This is a genomic window from Streptomyces sp. GESEQ-4, from assembly GCF_017948455.1.
Taxonomy (GTDB): domain Bacteria; phylum Actinomycetota; class Actinomycetes; order Streptomycetales; family Streptomycetaceae; genus Streptomyces.
This window is the reverse complement of the sequence record NZ_JAFFSU010000006.1, coordinates 168,569-183,901: the sequence shown is the minus strand read 5'-3', so window position 1 is coordinate 183,901 and position 15,333 is coordinate 168,569. Positions and strand designations below refer to the sequence as shown.

Annotated in this window: 15 protein-coding genes; 11 read left to right on the top strand and 4 right to left on the bottom strand. The window is 65.7% G+C overall.

The window, feature by feature from the left end:
• Positions 1-60 precede the first annotated feature (60 nt).
• On the bottom strand, positions 61-618 hold the full coding sequence (locus tag KCH48_RS14725; RefSeq protein ID WP_210574249.1) for a hypothetical protein: 558 nt from the start codon (positions 616-618) through the stop codon (positions 61-63).
• A 279-nt stretch (positions 619-897) separates the two neighbouring features.
• Between KCH48_RS14725 and KCH48_RS14720 the strand changes: the two genes are divergently transcribed.
• The 7 genes from KCH48_RS14720 to KCH48_RS14690 all read left to right on the top strand — a co-directional run bounded on the left by KCH48_RS14720 (position 898) and on the right by KCH48_RS14690 (position 10,096).
• The gene (locus KCH48_RS14720) at positions 898-1,491 is read left to right on the top strand and encodes an NADPH-dependent FMN reductase (protein WP_210574244.1); all 594 of its coding nucleotides are present in this window, start codon (positions 898-900) and stop codon (positions 1,489-1,491) included.
• Positions 1,492-1,580: 89 nt separating this feature from the next.
• Positions 1,581-1,859 (top strand): hypothetical protein, encoded by a 279-nt coding sequence (locus KCH48_RS14715; RefSeq protein ID WP_210574242.1) that lies wholly within the window; start codon positions 1,581-1,583, stop codon positions 1,857-1,859.
• 214 nt (positions 1,860-2,073) lie between these two features.
• Entirely contained in the window at positions 2,074-3,231 is a 1,158-nt protein-coding gene (locus tag KCH48_RS14710) for a transposase (protein ID WP_307840885.1), read from the top strand.
• A 116-nt stretch (positions 3,232-3,347) separates the two neighbouring features.
• Positions 3,348-8,129 (top strand): RHS repeat-associated core domain-containing protein, encoded by a 4,782-nt coding sequence (locus tag KCH48_RS43190; protein ID WP_210574240.1) that lies wholly within the window; start codon positions 3,348-3,350, stop codon positions 8,127-8,129.
• A gap of 12 nt (positions 8,130-8,141) precedes the next feature.
• Positions 8,142-8,597, top strand: a complete 456-nt coding sequence (locus KCH48_RS14700) for a hypothetical protein (RefSeq protein ID WP_210574238.1) — start codon at positions 8,142-8,144, stop codon at positions 8,595-8,597.
• A gap of 570 nt (positions 8,598-9,167) precedes the next feature.
• A complete protein-coding gene (locus KCH48_RS14695; protein WP_210574236.1) occupies positions 9,168-9,554 on the top strand; it encodes a hypothetical protein in 387 nt (128 codons plus the stop codon).
• Between the two features lie 266 nt (positions 9,555-9,820).
• Positions 9,821-10,096: a hypothetical protein gene (locus KCH48_RS14690; protein ID WP_210574234.1), complete on the top strand. Its 276-nt coding sequence runs from the start codon at positions 9,821-9,823 to the stop codon at positions 10,094-10,096.
• Positions 10,097-10,457: 361 nt separating this feature from the next.
• Here KCH48_RS14690 and KCH48_RS14685 read toward each other — a convergent pair whose 3' ends face one another.
• Positions 10,458-10,787: an ankyrin repeat domain-containing protein gene (locus KCH48_RS14685; protein WP_210574232.1), complete on the bottom strand. Its 330-nt coding sequence runs from the start codon at positions 10,785-10,787 to the stop codon at positions 10,458-10,460.
• 131 nt (positions 10,788-10,918) lie between these two features.
• On the opposite strand from KCH48_RS14685, the gene KCH48_RS14680 reads away from it, so the two are divergent.
• Both KCH48_RS14680 and KCH48_RS14675 read left to right on the top strand, forming a co-directional pair.
• Positions 10,919-11,251, top strand: coding sequence for a DUF2750 domain-containing protein (locus tag KCH48_RS14680; protein ID WP_210574226.1), 333 nt, complete (start codon positions 10,919-10,921; stop codon positions 11,249-11,251).
• A gap of 29 nt (positions 11,252-11,280) precedes the next feature.
• Complete coding sequence (locus tag KCH48_RS14675; RefSeq protein WP_210574224.1) at positions 11,281-11,676, top strand: Imm7 family immunity protein; 396 nt, start codon at positions 11,281-11,283, stop codon at positions 11,674-11,676.
• A gap of 21 nt (positions 11,677-11,697) precedes the next feature.
• Here the strand turns inward: KCH48_RS14675 and KCH48_RS14670 are convergent, their stop codons facing one another.
• Together KCH48_RS14670 and KCH48_RS14665 are read right to left on the bottom strand one after the other, a co-directional pair.
• A complete protein-coding gene (locus KCH48_RS14670; protein ID WP_210574217.1) occupies positions 11,698-11,883 on the bottom strand; it encodes a DUF397 domain-containing protein in 186 nt (61 codons plus the stop codon).
• A gap of 4 nt (positions 11,884-11,887) precedes the next feature.
• On the bottom strand, positions 11,888-12,730 hold the full coding sequence (locus KCH48_RS14665; RefSeq protein WP_246885296.1) for a helix-turn-helix transcriptional regulator: 843 nt from the start codon (positions 12,728-12,730) through the stop codon (positions 11,888-11,890).
• 238 nt (positions 12,731-12,968) lie between these two features.
• Here KCH48_RS14665 and KCH48_RS14660 point away from each other — a divergent pair, with 238 nt between their 5' ends.
• Both KCH48_RS14660 and KCH48_RS14655 read left to right on the top strand, forming a co-directional pair.
• Positions 12,969-13,565, top strand: a complete 597-nt coding sequence (locus tag KCH48_RS14660) for an ATP-binding protein (protein WP_210574213.1) — start codon at positions 12,969-12,971, stop codon at positions 13,563-13,565.
• 308 nt (positions 13,566-13,873) lie between these two features.
• The gene (locus KCH48_RS14655) at positions 13,874-15,328 is read left to right on the top strand and encodes an ATP-binding protein (protein WP_210574211.1); all 1,455 of its coding nucleotides are present in this window, start codon (positions 13,874-13,876) and stop codon (positions 15,326-15,328) included.
• The last annotated feature ends 5 nt before the right edge of the window (positions 15,329-15,333 follow it).

The window sequence follows — 15,333 nt, the reverse complement described above, 5'->3', positions numbered from 1 at the left end:
GTCGGACCCGGAGGGGGAGGGGACGTGCGGTACCGGCGGACGGACAGCGGAGGGTGTCCGTCAGATCCCGTCGCCTCTCGCCCGGCGATGCAGGAGCCAGGTACCGCCCGCGGCGGCGACGGCAAGAGCCGCGATGCCGGCCGCGGTCTGCACGGGATCGGGGCCCAGGGCGCCGCCGACCCCCGTCTTCACGCTTCCTCTCGGGTACACCTGCTCACGGGGCGCCGTCAGCGTCACCACCAGGTCACCGGTCACCCGCTTCCCGTCCTCGGCACAGGTCGCGACGATCTCGTACGTCCCCGGCTGCGCGCTCGGCGGCACCTTGAACTGCCCGATGGCGTTGCCCTTGTGGGTGCTCGGCGCGAGCGTGAACGAACCGGCGCCGACCGCGCTGGCGTCCCCCGCCGCCGTGCCCGTATCGCCGCATGCCGTCGTGTTCACCGAGACCTGGCCGCCCGGCACGACAGAGGACGGAAACACCTCCAGACTCCCGGCGTCCGCGGCGTCCGCGGCGTCCGCGGCGTCCGCGGCGTCCGCGGCGTCCGCGGGCCCGCTGCCGAGGCCCGCGGCGGCTAGGGCGAGTGCGGCACCGGACAGCAGGCGGGCGGTACGTCGCATTCGGTGCTCCCTCGAGATCAGCGGTGGTTTCCCTTCCGAGGAAAAAGGGAGGACGCCGAGCGCGCTTCCTGAGCGGGCGGGGGGAGTGGGGTGAATGGGCGCGGTGAGGGTCGCCCTAGGGCCCCCTGGGCCGGCATTTCGGCAGGTCACCGGTGTGTGCGGGGCGGCCTTCGGTAAAGAACCGGAAGGAGGCGGGGCGGGGCTGTGAACGGGTGACACGAAGACGCCGGGCAGCCGGACCTTGACCTCAAGTTAGGTTGAGATACGAGGGTGGGCGGCATGCAGACGAAAACAACTCCGAACGCTCCCCTGAACCTGACCCTGGTCATCGGCAGCAACCGCCACGGCCGCTTCGGCCCCGTCGTCGCCGACTGGCTGCTCGCTCGCCTCCGGGACCGGGACGACCTGATCCCCCAGGTCGTCGACGTAGCCGAGATCTCCCTCCCGACATCTCTCGCCCCGACCCCGCAGGCCACCGCCGAACTGTCCACGGTCACCCCGAAACTGGCGGCCGCCGACGCGTTCGTCGTCCTGACCCCCGAGTACAACCACTCTTACCCGGCCGGCCTCAAGAACCTCATCGACTGGCACTACACCGAATGGCGCGCCAAGCCGGTGGCCCTCGTCTCGTACGGCGGCCTGGCAGGCGGCCTGCGCGCGGTGGAACACCTCCGCCAGGTCTTCGCCGAACTCCACGCCGTGACGATCCGGGACACGGTGTCCTTCCACAACGCGGGGGCGTCCTTCGGCGACGACGGACGCCTGAAGGATCCGTCCGCGGCGGATGCGGCGGCGAAGGGGATGCTGGATCAGTTGGTGTGGTGGGGGAGGGCGTTGCGGGAGGGGCGGGGGCGGCGGGCGTATGCGGGGTAGTGGGGCTGGGGCGGTGTCACTCATTGGTCCGCTTCCGGCATTACGGCCGACGTGACCGCGTTGCCCCGAGCGCCAGAAGTTCCCTGCGTATGCCTGTGGTTATCACGTTCTTGGATTCAGATAGATGGTCGATTGTTTCGCTGCTTGAACGCTCGACCGAAAATCGCCGCATGATCTGCGTCGCCATTGACCGCAGTGGAGAGAGGCTCCGCACCCACCTCGCTTTCAGCTCTGCGGCAGCCGATGGCCAGACCATGGTGCTCGCCCTCGCAGCAGGCACCAAGTCGGACGACGGCGGCTACAAGGCCAGGCCGCTGTCGGCCTCATCCACCTGGCCGACCGGTGGCTCCTCGAGCACCTTCCCCTGATTCTTGCGAGGATGTCCCGGCGTTCAGGTCGGGGAGGAATCGCATCTCGAACCGGTGACGCGGGGCGTCACCGCGTCCCTGGCCGGGCGCGGAGTGCCCGCATGACTGTCCAGCGGAGCGGCGAATTCGCACGCGCGTGCTGGATGGTCGCGAGGGTGGGTGAATGAGTGCGAAGTTCGCCCGGGTGTGCGAGGTGCTGCCTAGGTTTGGGGCTGTGAAGCTGGTGGTGCAAATGAAGCTGTTGCCGTCGCCGGAGCAGGCGGCGGCGCTGGAGGCGACCTTGCGTGCCTGCAACCGGGCCGCCGACCACGTGTCCCGGACCGCCTTCGAGACGGGCGTGAAGGACCGCAACGGGCTGCAGAAGCTGGTCTACGCGGACATCAAGGCCACGTTCGGGCTGTCGGCGCAGCCCGCGGTGCGGGTGGTGAAGAAGGTCGTGGACGCCTACGGTGCGCTCGGGGCGAGCCTGCAGGCCGGGCGGCTGGGCGGTCCGGGGTCGAAGCGGTACCGCAAGGCGGTCGGTTCGCCGGTCACTTTCCGGCCCGAGGCGGCGCAGCCGTTCGACGACCGGTGCCTGTCCTGGCAGATGGACGCGCGCACGGTGTCGATCTGGACGGTGGATGGGCGGATGCGCGGCATCCGCTACACCGGCTCGTCGGACCAGCTCAAGGTGCTGGCCGAGTACCGCAAGGGCGAGTCCGATCTGGTCCAGCGGGGCGGGAAGTGGTTTTTGATCGCGACCTGCGACCTTCCCGATCCCGAGGTGTATGAGCCGAGTGACTGGATCGGGGTGGACCGTGGCATCGTCAATCTCGCCAGCACCAGTGACGGCGCCAACTACCAGGGCCGTCGGCTGAACCGCTACCGGCGCTGGCAGGCCCGTAAACGCGCCGAACTCCAGGCAAAGCAGAGCCGTTCGGCCACCCGCCGCCTGGCTCGCCGGGCGAAGAAGGAGCAGTGTCATGCCACCCATGTGAACCACCGGATTTCGAAGGAGATTGTGTCCGTCGCGCAACGCACCGGTCGTGGGATTGCCGTCGAGGAGCTCGACGGGATCCGGGACCGGGTACGGCTTCGCCGCGACCAGCGGGGCACCTTGTCTTCCTGGCCGTTCCACCAGCTCGGACAGCACCTCGCTTACAAGGCCCGCCGGGCCGGGGTGCCGTTTGTAGAAGTGGATCCGGCCTACACCTCGCAGCACTGCCCGCGCTGCGGGCACACCGAGCGGGCCAACCGGCCCACCCGGGACCGTTTCTCCTGTCGTCGGTGCGGCCTCGCTGGGCCTGCCGACCACGTCGCCGGGGTCAACGTGCGCAACCGCGCACGCTCGGCGTGGGTGTTCGTCACCGCACCCGTCCCCGCACCAGCCTGAACAGGCCGGATGGTGGGGAGATGCGACCCGTGACCGTCCTGTCGTAGGGGGCAGTCGGGAGCGCGACAAGGTGTGAACGACCGAGTACACAAGCTCGGCCGTTCACGGCCGAGAAGGTGACCCGCAAGAGACTCACCGGCATCACCACCTACGCGTGGAACGCGGCTCTCACCCCGACCGCCGACTTCGAGGCTGTGGACTCCTGGAAGCTCACGCAGAACTACCAAGAGGCCGGTGAGACCGGCGATTCCGGCGACCAGTCCCTCGTGTTGCAGTCCATCCGCCACACCGGTGAGCACGGCACGCCCCTGTCGACCGAGCCGATCACCTTCGCCAGCGAATTCCTCACCAACCGCGTCGACGGCGAATCCGACAACATCCTGCCCCTCGCCAAGCCGCGCCTGACCGGCATCGTGACGGAGACAGGAGCCAAGACCGCCGTCACCTACGCCGAGGCGGGCTGCGTCGCCGGCCAGGCAAGGCCCCGCCCTGACCAGAACAAGAGCACTTGCTACCCCGTCTACTGGAGGCCGAACGGGGGAGATGTCGATCCCATTCTGGACTGGTTCCAGAAGTACCCCGTGATCGCCGTCAACACCACCGACGAGACTGGCGCCTCCGGCACCATCACCGACACCTACGAGTACCCATCCAGCAGCGGGGCTTGGCACTACAACGACGACCCCATGACCCCCGAGAAGGAGCGCACCTGGTCCATCTGGCGCGGCTTCGCGAAGGTCACCCACCTCACCGGTCCCGCCGCCGGCCCACGGAGCAAGACCGTCACCGTCTACATGCGCGGTATGAACGGCGATCGCCTGCTGAAGGCCGACGGCAAGACGCTCGACCCGGACGCCCGCAGAAACGCTGAGATCACGGGCATCAAGGCCGCGGCCATCGCCGACGCCGACCAGTACGCGGGCTTCACTCGGGAGACGGTCACCTACAACGGGGCCGACGAAGTCACCGGCACGATCAATGACCCCTGGTCGCGCAGGACCGCCACTCAGCACAAGTCGTACGCCGACACCGAGGCGTACTACGTCCGCACCGGCGCCTCCCACACCCGCACCCGCATCACCAGCGGCAGCACTCCGGTCGACCGCACGAGGACGACCGTCACGACCTACGACGACTACGGCATGGCGCAGACCGTGGAGGACAAGGGCGACGACGCCGCCACCGGCGATGAGACCTGCACTCGCACCTGGTACGCCCGCAACGCGTCCGCGGGTCTGACATCCCTGGTCTCCCGCACGCGCACCACCGCCGACCCCTGCGCCACAGCAGACAGCGCACTCAACCTGCCTGCCAACTCCGCATCCGCAGGTGACGTCATCTCCGACACCGCTGTCACCTACGACGCCACGACGGCTTGGACCTCAAGCCAGTCACCCACGCGGGGTGAGCCGAAGTGGACCGGCCGCGCGAGCGGTTACGACGCGAACGATCAGCCGACTTGGCAGAAGGTCAGCACTACGACGTTCGACACTCTGGGCCGACCCCTGGTCGTCAAAGACACCAACGACGCGCAAGCCAGCAAGACCACGTACACCCCGGAAACCACCGGCCCACTTACCGCCACAACGGTGTACGACGCGAAGGACTACGCCACCAAGAGCGTCATCGACTTCGCGACAGGTACGGCAACCAAGGTCACCGATCCCAACTCGAAGGCCACCGAGACCACGTACGACAGCCTCGGACGCGTCACCGACGTCTGGCTGCCCAACCGCCTGCGCCTGGCCGGAGCCACACCGAACTTCAAGTACGAGTACCACCTGTCGAAGGACACCGCGTCCTGGGTTTCGACGAGCACCCTCACGCCGACCGCGTCGGGATACACCACCACGTACACCATCTACGACTCGCTGCTGCGGGCCCGTGAAACGCAGTCCCCCTCGCCGGCAGGCGGCCGCATCGTCAGCTTGACCCAGTACGACACCCGCGGCCTGGCCAACTCGACCATGGCGGATATTTGGGACGCCAACAACGCTCCGTCCGGGGACAACCCGGCCACGGTCGAGGGCGGCGAGGCCCCCCTACAGGTGGACACCACCTACGACGGTGCCGCCCGCCCTGTTACCAGCGAGACAAAGGTGAAGGGAGTCAAGCGCTGGACGACGACCACCAAGTACCAGGGTGACCGCGTCATCCAGACGGCTCCCGCGGGCGGCCAGGCCACCGCAACTCTGACCAACGCCCTGGGCCAGACGACCGAAACCCGCGAATACGCCGAGCCCAACGGCACCGGCTCCTACAACCACACCCGCTACACCTACACGCCCGCCGGACAGCAGAAGACCCTCACCGCTCACGACAGCAGTGTCTGGTCCTACGCCTGCGACCTCTTCGGCCGCAAGACCAGCACCACTGACCCCGACTCGGGCACGACCAACACCCACTACAACAACCTCGACCAAGTCGAGTGGACGCAGGACACGGAGAACAACAAGCTGATCTACGCGTACGACTTGCTCGGGCGCAAGACCGACCAGTGGCAGACCGACAAGACCGCCGCCAACAAGCTCGCCCACTGGGACTACGACCAGGTCGCCAAGGGCCAGCAGGACACTGCCACGCGCTATGTCGGTGGTAGCGGCGGTCAGGCGTACGTCAAGAAGATCACGAAGTTCGACGGCCTTTACAACGCCACGGGTACCTCGCTGATCCTCCCGGAGAGCGACGCGCTCGTCGATGCCGGTGTCCCACCGACGCTGAACTTCACCGCCACCTACAACGCTGCCAACCAGCTGTCCCTCATCGGCGACCCTGCCGTTGCGGGCCTTGCCACGGAAGGCATCAGTACCACCTTCGACAACCTCGGCAACCCGAAAACCCTCAACGGCAAGACCGGCTACCTCCTGGGCGCCGCCTACTCCGAACTCGGCGACCTGACCAAGCTCACGCTGGGCATGGACGACACCGACTCGGCGAGGAAGGCATATCTCAACTACAGGTACGAGCAAGGCACCCGCCGCCTGACCCGGTCCTACATCACCGACGACACGCACAGCTACATGCCACAGGACCTCACGTTCACCCAGGACGACGCGGGCAACGTCACCTCCATCAAGGACGCCAGCACCCTCGGCGGCACCGGCCAGGCCGACAACCAGTGCTTCTCCTACGACGGCTACCGTCGCATGACCGAAGCCTGGACCCCCAAGACCGCCGACTGCGCCGCCACCGGCCGCACCACGGCCAACCTCGGCGGCGCGGCCCCGTACTGGACCTCGTACACCTACACGACCTCCGGGCAGCGCGACACCGAGACGCAGAACCTGACCACCACCAAGCAGACGACCGACTACGTCTACGGCACGGCCAACGGCCAGCCTCACCCCCTGGACCACACCACCGGCGCCAAGAGCGCCACGTACACGTACGACAAGACGGGCAACACGACCAAGCGCCCGGGGACCACCGGCACACAGACCCTCGCCTGGAACAGCGAAGGCAAGCTCTCCGGCCTCACCGAAGGCACCAAGAAGACCGGCTACATCTACGACGCCGACGGCAATCTCCTCATCCGTCGCGCCACCGGAGATGGCGACACGATCCTCTACCTCGGCGACACCGAAGTGCGCCTGACGGTCAAGGGCAGCACGAAAACCCTGACCGGCACCCGGTATTACTCAGCAGGCGGCAAGACCATTGCCGTCCGCACGGCCACAGCCGGCACGAGCACCACCAAGCTCTCCTTCCTGGCCGCCGACCCTCACGGCACGGCAAGCGTCGTCCTCGACGCGACGACGTGGGCCATCACCAAGCGCTATACCACGCCATTCGGCGCTCCCCGAGGCACCACGCTCTTCGGCCCGTGGCCGGACGACAAGGGCTTCCTCGGCAAACCCGAGGACACCACCACCGGCCTCACCCACATCGGCGCCCGCGAATACGACCCGAAAACGGGCCAGTTCATCAGCGTCGACCCACTCCTCACCCCCGACCGCCACCAAACCCTCAACGGCTACAGCTACGCCGGAAACAACCCGACCACTTTCAGCGACCCCACGGGCTTGTGGCTCGACGACGGCACGGGCCACAACGAACCCCGCCCCGGCGGCGGTGGCGGCGGCCAGAGTTCGACACCGGGTATCCCGGCGGGCGGAACCCGCGAAGGCGGCTGCTACTACACCTGCAATTACGGAGGCGGAAACACCGGGGGCACGGCCGACGGCAGCAGCTCCGATGACACTTTCAGCACTACGGATTCCGGGACCGGTGTAGTCGCTGGGCCGGCCGATGTTGACCAAAATACTGGTGGCGGGGTGAACGGGGAAGGCCACTCTGGTGCTGGCTGGATTGACAACTTCCTCTTCGGTCTCGGCCTGCCCTTCGCCACCCTCCTCGACTACACCAGCGCCCTCTACACCCCCGCCTGCATCGTCGAGGGCAAGTGCCTGGCCGACCGCTACCGGACCTGGGGGGAGGAGCACGGCCTCGACCCCGACTCCAACTCGGCCGGCCTCGGCGCGGCGGTGGGGAGCTTGGGGGCGCCTCTGGGCAAAGGCAAGCCTGGCGGCGCGAAGGTACCCCCCACCACCGCCTCGAACGCGCAGATCCTTGCCAACAACATGACCAAGGCCCGTATCAGCCGTCCGGCGGAGACTTCCGCGCATCACATCGTGGCGAGCACATCGAAAAAGGCCGCTCCCGCGCGGGCCGTGATGGCCAAATACGGCATCAACTTCAACGACGCGGTCAACGGGGTGTATCTGCCAACGAGCTCTAAGTCCGTGAACCCGAACAATATGTCCGTGCATTCGAGGATCCACACCAACGCATACTTCAACTACGTCAACACCATGATGGACGGGGCACGGAACCGCAGCGAAGCGATCGATGTGCTCGGCCACATGCGCAGACAACTGGAGGGCGGGTACTGGCCATGAGAGGGTTCGACCATGAAGCAGCCTGTTGACCACGCTCGTGAGGTCGCCCTGAGGGTGCTCCTGTCTGTAACCTCCGCGGCGATTCCCGAAGTCCCTGACCTGGCCGAGGCAGTGCGTCGCTTCGAGCAGGTGGAGTTCGAGGTCCCGGCGGGCGACGAAACGGACGGTTTCCTCTTCCAGTACGGTCACGCGAACTGGTTCCCGGAGCCCACGTTCGTCCTGGGGATCACACGGCAGTTGGGAGTGGGAGAGGAGGGCTCCGTGGAGGAGTACGTCCAAGTCCAGTTCGAGTATCAGTACCACTACGACGCCGAACTGGACCAGCTCAAGAGCCCCGACTCCTGGTGGTTTCGCGACGGCGTTACCTCCTTCGCCGTGTGGTTCGACAGCGTGCTGCGGGATCCCGTATGGGATGTGATCCGCAAGAGGGTCCCGGTCGCCTTCGAGGTCACTGAGGAAGTGGTCTGAACGGCGGAATGGACTGATACGACGAAGGCGGCGCTCCTCATGCATCGGGGTGCCGCCTTTGCGGCTGCAGGGGCCCAATCGCTTTGGTCGAGAGGTGGGGGTGGTTTGTCGTGTTTCAGGGGAGCCGGGGGAAGCGAGGACAAACTGGCCACGGCCGCCGAGTTGGAGAACGAAGCGTGGAATTCCCAACGCGGAACGATGGAATTTCGATCATGGTGAGGGTTGGACGGTGGCGGGTCTGGCTGAAAGTGTGCGAGACGCGCGTACGAGAAGTGCGTACGAGAGACGACCTAGGCGCCTTTCTGCGCCTGGCTGCCGAGGACCTCGCGGCGAATCCGGAAGGCTGGGAGAACGACTCCCTGCCTGCCTTCATCCCCGCCTGGGCCGCTTGGCTCAACAGCTGTCCTGGATGGTTCGAGCGGAACGGAGAAGAGGTTCCCCGAGCCGCCGAGCTGGAATCTCATCGGGGATATGGTGATTGCAGCCATGAGAGAGTGGATCAGCGGAACTGAGTAGTCGTGGAGTAATTGGCGTGACATCACTGGACGATCTGTTTGGCAGTGTGGCGCCATGAATTCGCTGATCGTCTGCGTGCCACGCAGCGTGACCTCGGAGGATGTACGCGACCAGCTGTCTGAATCCGGAATGCAAGTGGAATTCCGGGACAACCGGGTTACGGTGTCCAGTGGAGGGTCGATCGCGTGGATCGGGCGAGACTCGGACGGCGAGCTCGAGAGGGAGTACGAGCCGGATGAGCTTGCTCTTGTCAGCGGACTCATCGGAGAGTGGGTTGGCTTCATTATCGACTATCGAACGATAGAAGTCGCGGTGATGGTTGTGGCCGCGATGTGTGACCGGTGGCCCTGCGTGATCGACAATGATGACGACTTTATCGGATGGGGTAGAGAATACCTTGATCGTCTACGCTCTACTGAGAGTGGGCCCCTCACCTGGTGACGTCGCTTGCGGTTGCCTCTCTGAATGGGACTAGGGAGTTAGTGTCGACGGCCCATTGAGAAGCTATCTGGGAGGAATTTCACGGCAGATCCCTGGCCAGTAGCGTCGGCGATATTTCGAAGAATGGTGATGAGGGCTAGGTATATTTGTCGATACCAAGACCGATGCTGCGGGGCGCGAGGTATCATCGCACGCGTTCAACCTCACAAATGATGAGGCGATGTGATCTTCCTTGATGGTCGAACATGAGGACGGGGGTGGCGAGTGTGAAGATCGATGAATTGCGTAATCGGGCGCGCTCCTTCCTGGAATCGGTGGACACCGAGGACGGCGAGGGATTGGGCATCGAGGGCGGGATTCATTTCAATTTTGATGAAGGGATTGTGTTTCTTTGTAACTTGAAATCCTTCCTTGAAGGGCGTGGAGAATCAGCTGTGGGGATCACTCCTGTGTTTGCATCTCTTCAGACTGGCGAGTGCCGATTTCTGACCCTAGACGAGTCGCTGTCACTGAGCGAGAAAGGTCAACTCGTATTGGAGTAGAAGCTCATGGCCGCATCCACATGCCCATCGCCCTCTATCGTAGTGGAGTCGAAGGTTCCCACGCCGGGGTTTATGGGCAGGGCGAGAGTTCTGAGTCGCTGAAGTGAGCGATGGTAATCGGCCGTTCGCCTTCGACGGTCGGTACAGCGAGTCGATCCATCGGTGGGCGATCAGGCAGCAGGCCAGTTTCAAAAGGCGGCTTCGTGTATTTTGGACCGGTTTCCCAGTAGATTTGCACTGTCTGAAGTCGCGTGGCCGACCCAACGTCCTGGCTCGCCGGTTGCCGCTGTCTCCAGCATCGCTACGGGCGCAAGGCCGAACGGTTCCCTGTCTTAACGAGAGTCGCCTGCACCCTCATCTGTTACCGGGCGCCTCGCCCGCTGATGTGGGCGCGCAGCAGCTTCACCGCCAGGACGTGACCGTAGTCATTGGCCATGTCCAGGGGGCTGTGGCCGTCTGGATCTGCGAGCTCAGGATCAGCCCCGAAAGCCAGCAGCACAGCAGTGGTGTGCACGGTCAATGGCCAGCCGGTCTGCAGGGAGCCATCGCCCTCGACGTCGATCGCGTGCGTCAGCAGCGTCATGTTGCTGAAGACCTCATTGGGATTGGCGCCGTCGGCCAGCAACCGGGCCAAGGTTTCCGCATCCTCGTGCTCGACCGCGTGATGGGCGGGAGTCCAGTAGCCGCTCACCAAGGCATTCAACCGCTACCGCAGCACGTCTGCCAGTGACTATCTACATCGCCAATCACCAACTCATGGCGCCTCAGCCATTGGTAGAGCTCTCAGCGGAATGAGGCGGGCCGCGCTACGCTCCCGCTGTCATGAGTCAAAGCGGTGCACAGGCGGCGGCCTTCTTTCGAGATGTCCGTCAGACGGAGACGGTCTGGTTTGTCCGGGACGGCGACGGTAGCCCCGCGCCCCTGGGCGCTGATGGCCGACGCAGCCTGCCCTTCTGGTCGTCTTCGGCCCGCGACATCTGGGGCCAGGGTCTGTGGATGGAGTCGATGACCCTGGGCGCCTGGCGTGCTGGTGAACTACCGGCCGCGCGCCGCGGCGGTCTGCTCATCGGCGTCAACTGGTCCGGACCCCGTCTCGTGGGGTGGAGCTTCACCATCGAGGAAGTGTTGCAACGGCTTGCCGATGCGGATCAGTGACGCACAGCTGAACTCAGTAGGATCGTGGTGTGTTCGAATACCACGGCTGGATCACCGTCAGAGAGACCGCAGTTGATGACGATGATGAGATCCGGCTGCGGCAGATCGTCGATGAGCTTCAGCCTCGTATCGCCCAGATGGCGAGCCCCTACCTCCTTGACCTCAGGTGGATGAACGGCGAGGCGTTCATCCACCTCGGAGGCCATTCCAATCACCGCTCGTCGCCTGATGTTGTCGGTCTGTTCGAGCATGTGGCGGCGGTTGCTCCTGGCTCCTACGGACTCCTTCATATTCGTGATGACGAGGATCCGGGCCATGAGAACGAGGTACGCGTGCTGAGACTCGCGCGGGGCGCGATCACACTGCACACGGAGGCGTTGTTGTCTCCTTGCATCCCGACGCTGGAAGACCCCTTCACCGGATAGAGCCGTCTTGAGGGGCTGTGGCTACAGCTTTCCCTCAAGGAGGGCTGCCTGGAAGAAACCCCAGGTGGTTGCTCGGAGTTGGAGGGAAGCGCCGTCGGGGTCCTTGGAGTCGCGTATAGCGACGGTGGTGGGGACGTTGGTCGCTATCTCGACGCACTCGGCGGCTTCGTCGCTGTAGTTGGACTTGCGGTACTCGAAGTCAGGCACGGTCTCACAGATCCTTGCGCAGCTTGTGGAGGAAGGACACCGACTCCCGTTCATCAAGGGAGCGTTCGGTGATCCGCTCGAACAGCTCATCGTAGGAGGCTGCGGCGTCTCCTCCCTCCAACCAGCGCTGAGCGAAGGGCCCTTCGACGTAGACGACGTCCATGGCTCCGGGGGCAGCGAACGAGAGGATGTTGAACGAGCCGTTGAGGCCCGAGTGCGTGCCGGAGGTGAAGGGGAAGACCCGGAGACTGACGTTCGGCAGGTCGGCGGTCTTCGTCAGGTCTTCGAGCTGACCCCGCGCTGTCGCCGCGCCGCCCGGGAAGTTGCGAAGAACCGCTTCGTAGATCACCACCTGGAACGCGAGTGCCGGGTCACCTACGAGGCGTTGCCTGCGAGTGAGCCGAGTCTCGATGAACTCCTCGTCCGGTACGGTCCCCTTGGCTACCTGCGCCGCGGGACTTTCCCTCAATGCCCGTACATACTCTGGCGTTTGGAGCAGCCCTGGGACGAACGCCGGTTGCCATGCCTTGATGGTCGTCGCAGCGCTCTCCAGCGCCATGTACTCCTGCATGATGCCGGGGAGCGGGTAGTCGTCCCACCACCCCTTTGCCTTGCGGCGTTCGCGGTCGACCTTGGCCAGCTCCAGTAGTCCGCCCACGGTGGCGGGATCATGTACCCCGTACAACTCGCACAGCGCCCGGATGTCCGGATCGCGTACGGGAACCCAGCCACCCTCCATCTTGGCGACCTTCGCAGTTGAAGCCGACAGTGCATTGGCGGCCTGCGGCTGGGTGAGGCCGGCCGCCGTGCGGAGCTTGAGGAGTTCTGTTCCGAGCCTGCGTCCCAAGACGCTGGTCGTGCTGTTGCCTTGACGTGCCTGACCTGCTGTCACTAGCTGCTCCTTCGGCGCTGTGCGCGGTCAGTTTGCTGGGTGCGAGATCGGTCTGGCAAACACGTTCGGTGGATATCTTCCGGGTAGAGGTTGAATGGATTGAGTTCGCGCCGCTACCTTCCGTTGTGAACCGATCGCAGAGCGGTGCCAGTGGATGTCTGGTGCAGCTCGCCCCTGCCCGGAGGTGACTGGCATGGCCGTCCCCCAAGAGCCTCGGCAACCCGATGGCGTCCTTCAACGCGACCGCCTCGACTACACCCCGTTCCCCAAAAGCGTCACCCTCGCCCGCCGCCGAGCCCACCGCCTCCTCGCCGAATGGGGCCACCCCGAACTCGCCGCCGACGCCGCCCTCTTGGTCTCCGAACTCGGCGGCAACGCAGTCCTCCACGGATGCCTTCGCGACCGCCTCTTCCGTGTCGAACTCACCCTCACCGAGCGCGCGTTGCGCATCGATGTCTCCGACCCCAAGGGTGAGTTACTGCCAATCCCACGCCACGCATCGGACGATGACATGTTCGGACGAGGCCTGCTCATCGTGCGGGAGGTCGCCGACCGGTGGGGCGTGTGCGAGCGAGCCGTCGGCAAATCGGTGTGGGCCGAGCTGGACGTCGTACGAGAAGCCGCCTCGATGCATCACTGTGAGCCCGGCGAACCACGGTCCTCAGGGAGGGCAACGATGGCCGAACCGCTCAAGGCTGTCGTCAACGGCGTAGCCATCGAGGTCCCCAACAGCATCCCCGACATCCGTGCGGCCCTCCCGGACGAGCGGCGCGAGGAACGGGCTTGCTGAGTGGTCTGTGAGGTGCCGCTGATCCACCGGGCGTGGTCTCCGGGTCCCTGGGCGCATGCTGGTAGTGGCTGCTCAGGGCCTCCTGTGTCGGTCTTACCTCCCCGAGCCTGACGGCGTACCCGAGTAGCGGTGACGTTGGGCTGGAGCTGGAGCTGGAGCTGGAGCAAGGGCTGAGGGCCCTGGATACGTGCGGAGTACCCCACCGGCGCCGGCTGCGATCCGAAGCCTCGGTGTGCGCGGCATCGCGACCGCCGAGGTAAAGTAGGAATGGTCCCAACTTTGCTCGAATCCTACTTTTGGAGCCGCCCATGGCATTCACCGGCCGCCGGCGCGAACTGCGCATCCTCGACTCCTGGCTCGACAAGGTCCGCTCGCCGTCCGGCGGGAGCCTGGGGCAGGCACTGGTCCTCAAGGGGCGACGGAGGATCGGGAAGACGCGGTTGGTGCAGGAGTTCTGTGCGCAGTCCGGGGTGCCGTACGCCTTCTTCCAGGCGACCAGGAGCCAGCCCGCGCCGCTGGCCAGGCAGGCGCTGTTCGATGCCCTGGCTGAGGGAGAAGGGCTGCGTGAACATGCTCAGGCACTGGCCCATGCCGTGCCCCCCGCGGACTGGGCGCGATCACTCGCCGCCGTCGCCGCCGCGTTGCCGGCCCAGGGGCCGTCGATCCTCGTACTGGACGAGGTGCCCTGGCTTGCGGAAGCCGACCCCGGGTTCGACGCCGCGCTCAAGACAGCCTGGGACATGCATCTGTCCGCCCGGCCCGTGCTGCTCCTGCTGCTTGGCTCCGACCTGGCGATGATGGACCGGCTCACCTCCTACGACCATCCGTTCTACGGGCGGGCCGGGCAGTATACGGTCGGTCCCCTCAACCCCGCAGACATCCGTGATGTCACTGGACTGGACGCGGCATCCGCTCTGGATGCCTACCTCGTCACGGGCGGATTCCCGGAGGTCGTCACGGGCTGGCGGCCGGGGGAGTCGTTGTCCGCCTATCTCGAACGGCAGTTGGAGGATCCGTCCTCGGTGTTGCTGACCACGGGGGAGCGCTCGCTTGCGGCGGAGTTCCCGGCCCGGCTGCAGGCGGGCCGGGTGTTGCGGGCCATCGGCTCCGGGGAGCGGACCTTCTCCGGGATCGCGGCCCGTACCGGCGGCAGCGGAGGTCAGCCGCTCGCCCATGGGACCCTCGCCCCGATACTGACCGAACTCACCGATGCCAAGAAGATCGTGGCCGTCGACATGCCGCTCTCCACTCAGCCGGCTCCCAAACTGAAGCGGTACCGCATCGCCGACACCTACCTCCGTTTCTGGCTTGCCCACCTGGAGAACGCGGTCGCTCAGGCAGAGCGGGGGCGAGGCGCCCAGTCGCTCACCCGGATCGAGAAGTCCTGGCCGTCTTGGCGCGGGCGCGCGATCGAACCGGTCGTGCGGGAAGCACTGGTGAGGCTGCTCCCCGACGACACCTTTCCGGAGGTGTCCGAGGTGGGTGGCTGGTGGAACCGCCAGAACAACCCGGAAGTGGATCTGATCGGCGCCGACAGTGAGCCGGTGGCCGCCGCTGTGCGCTTCGTCGGATCGGTGAAGTGGCGGGACGACGCGCCCTTCGACGTACGCGACCTCGCTGAACTCCGCGAACACGCCCGTCATGTCCCAGGGGCGGAGAGGGCTGAGCTGGTCGCCGTCACCCGTACTCCGCCGACGGAGGGAGCGCGCGAGCATCTGGCTGCGTGCTGGCAGCCGGATGCTCTGCTGAAGGCCTGGGGCTGACCGCC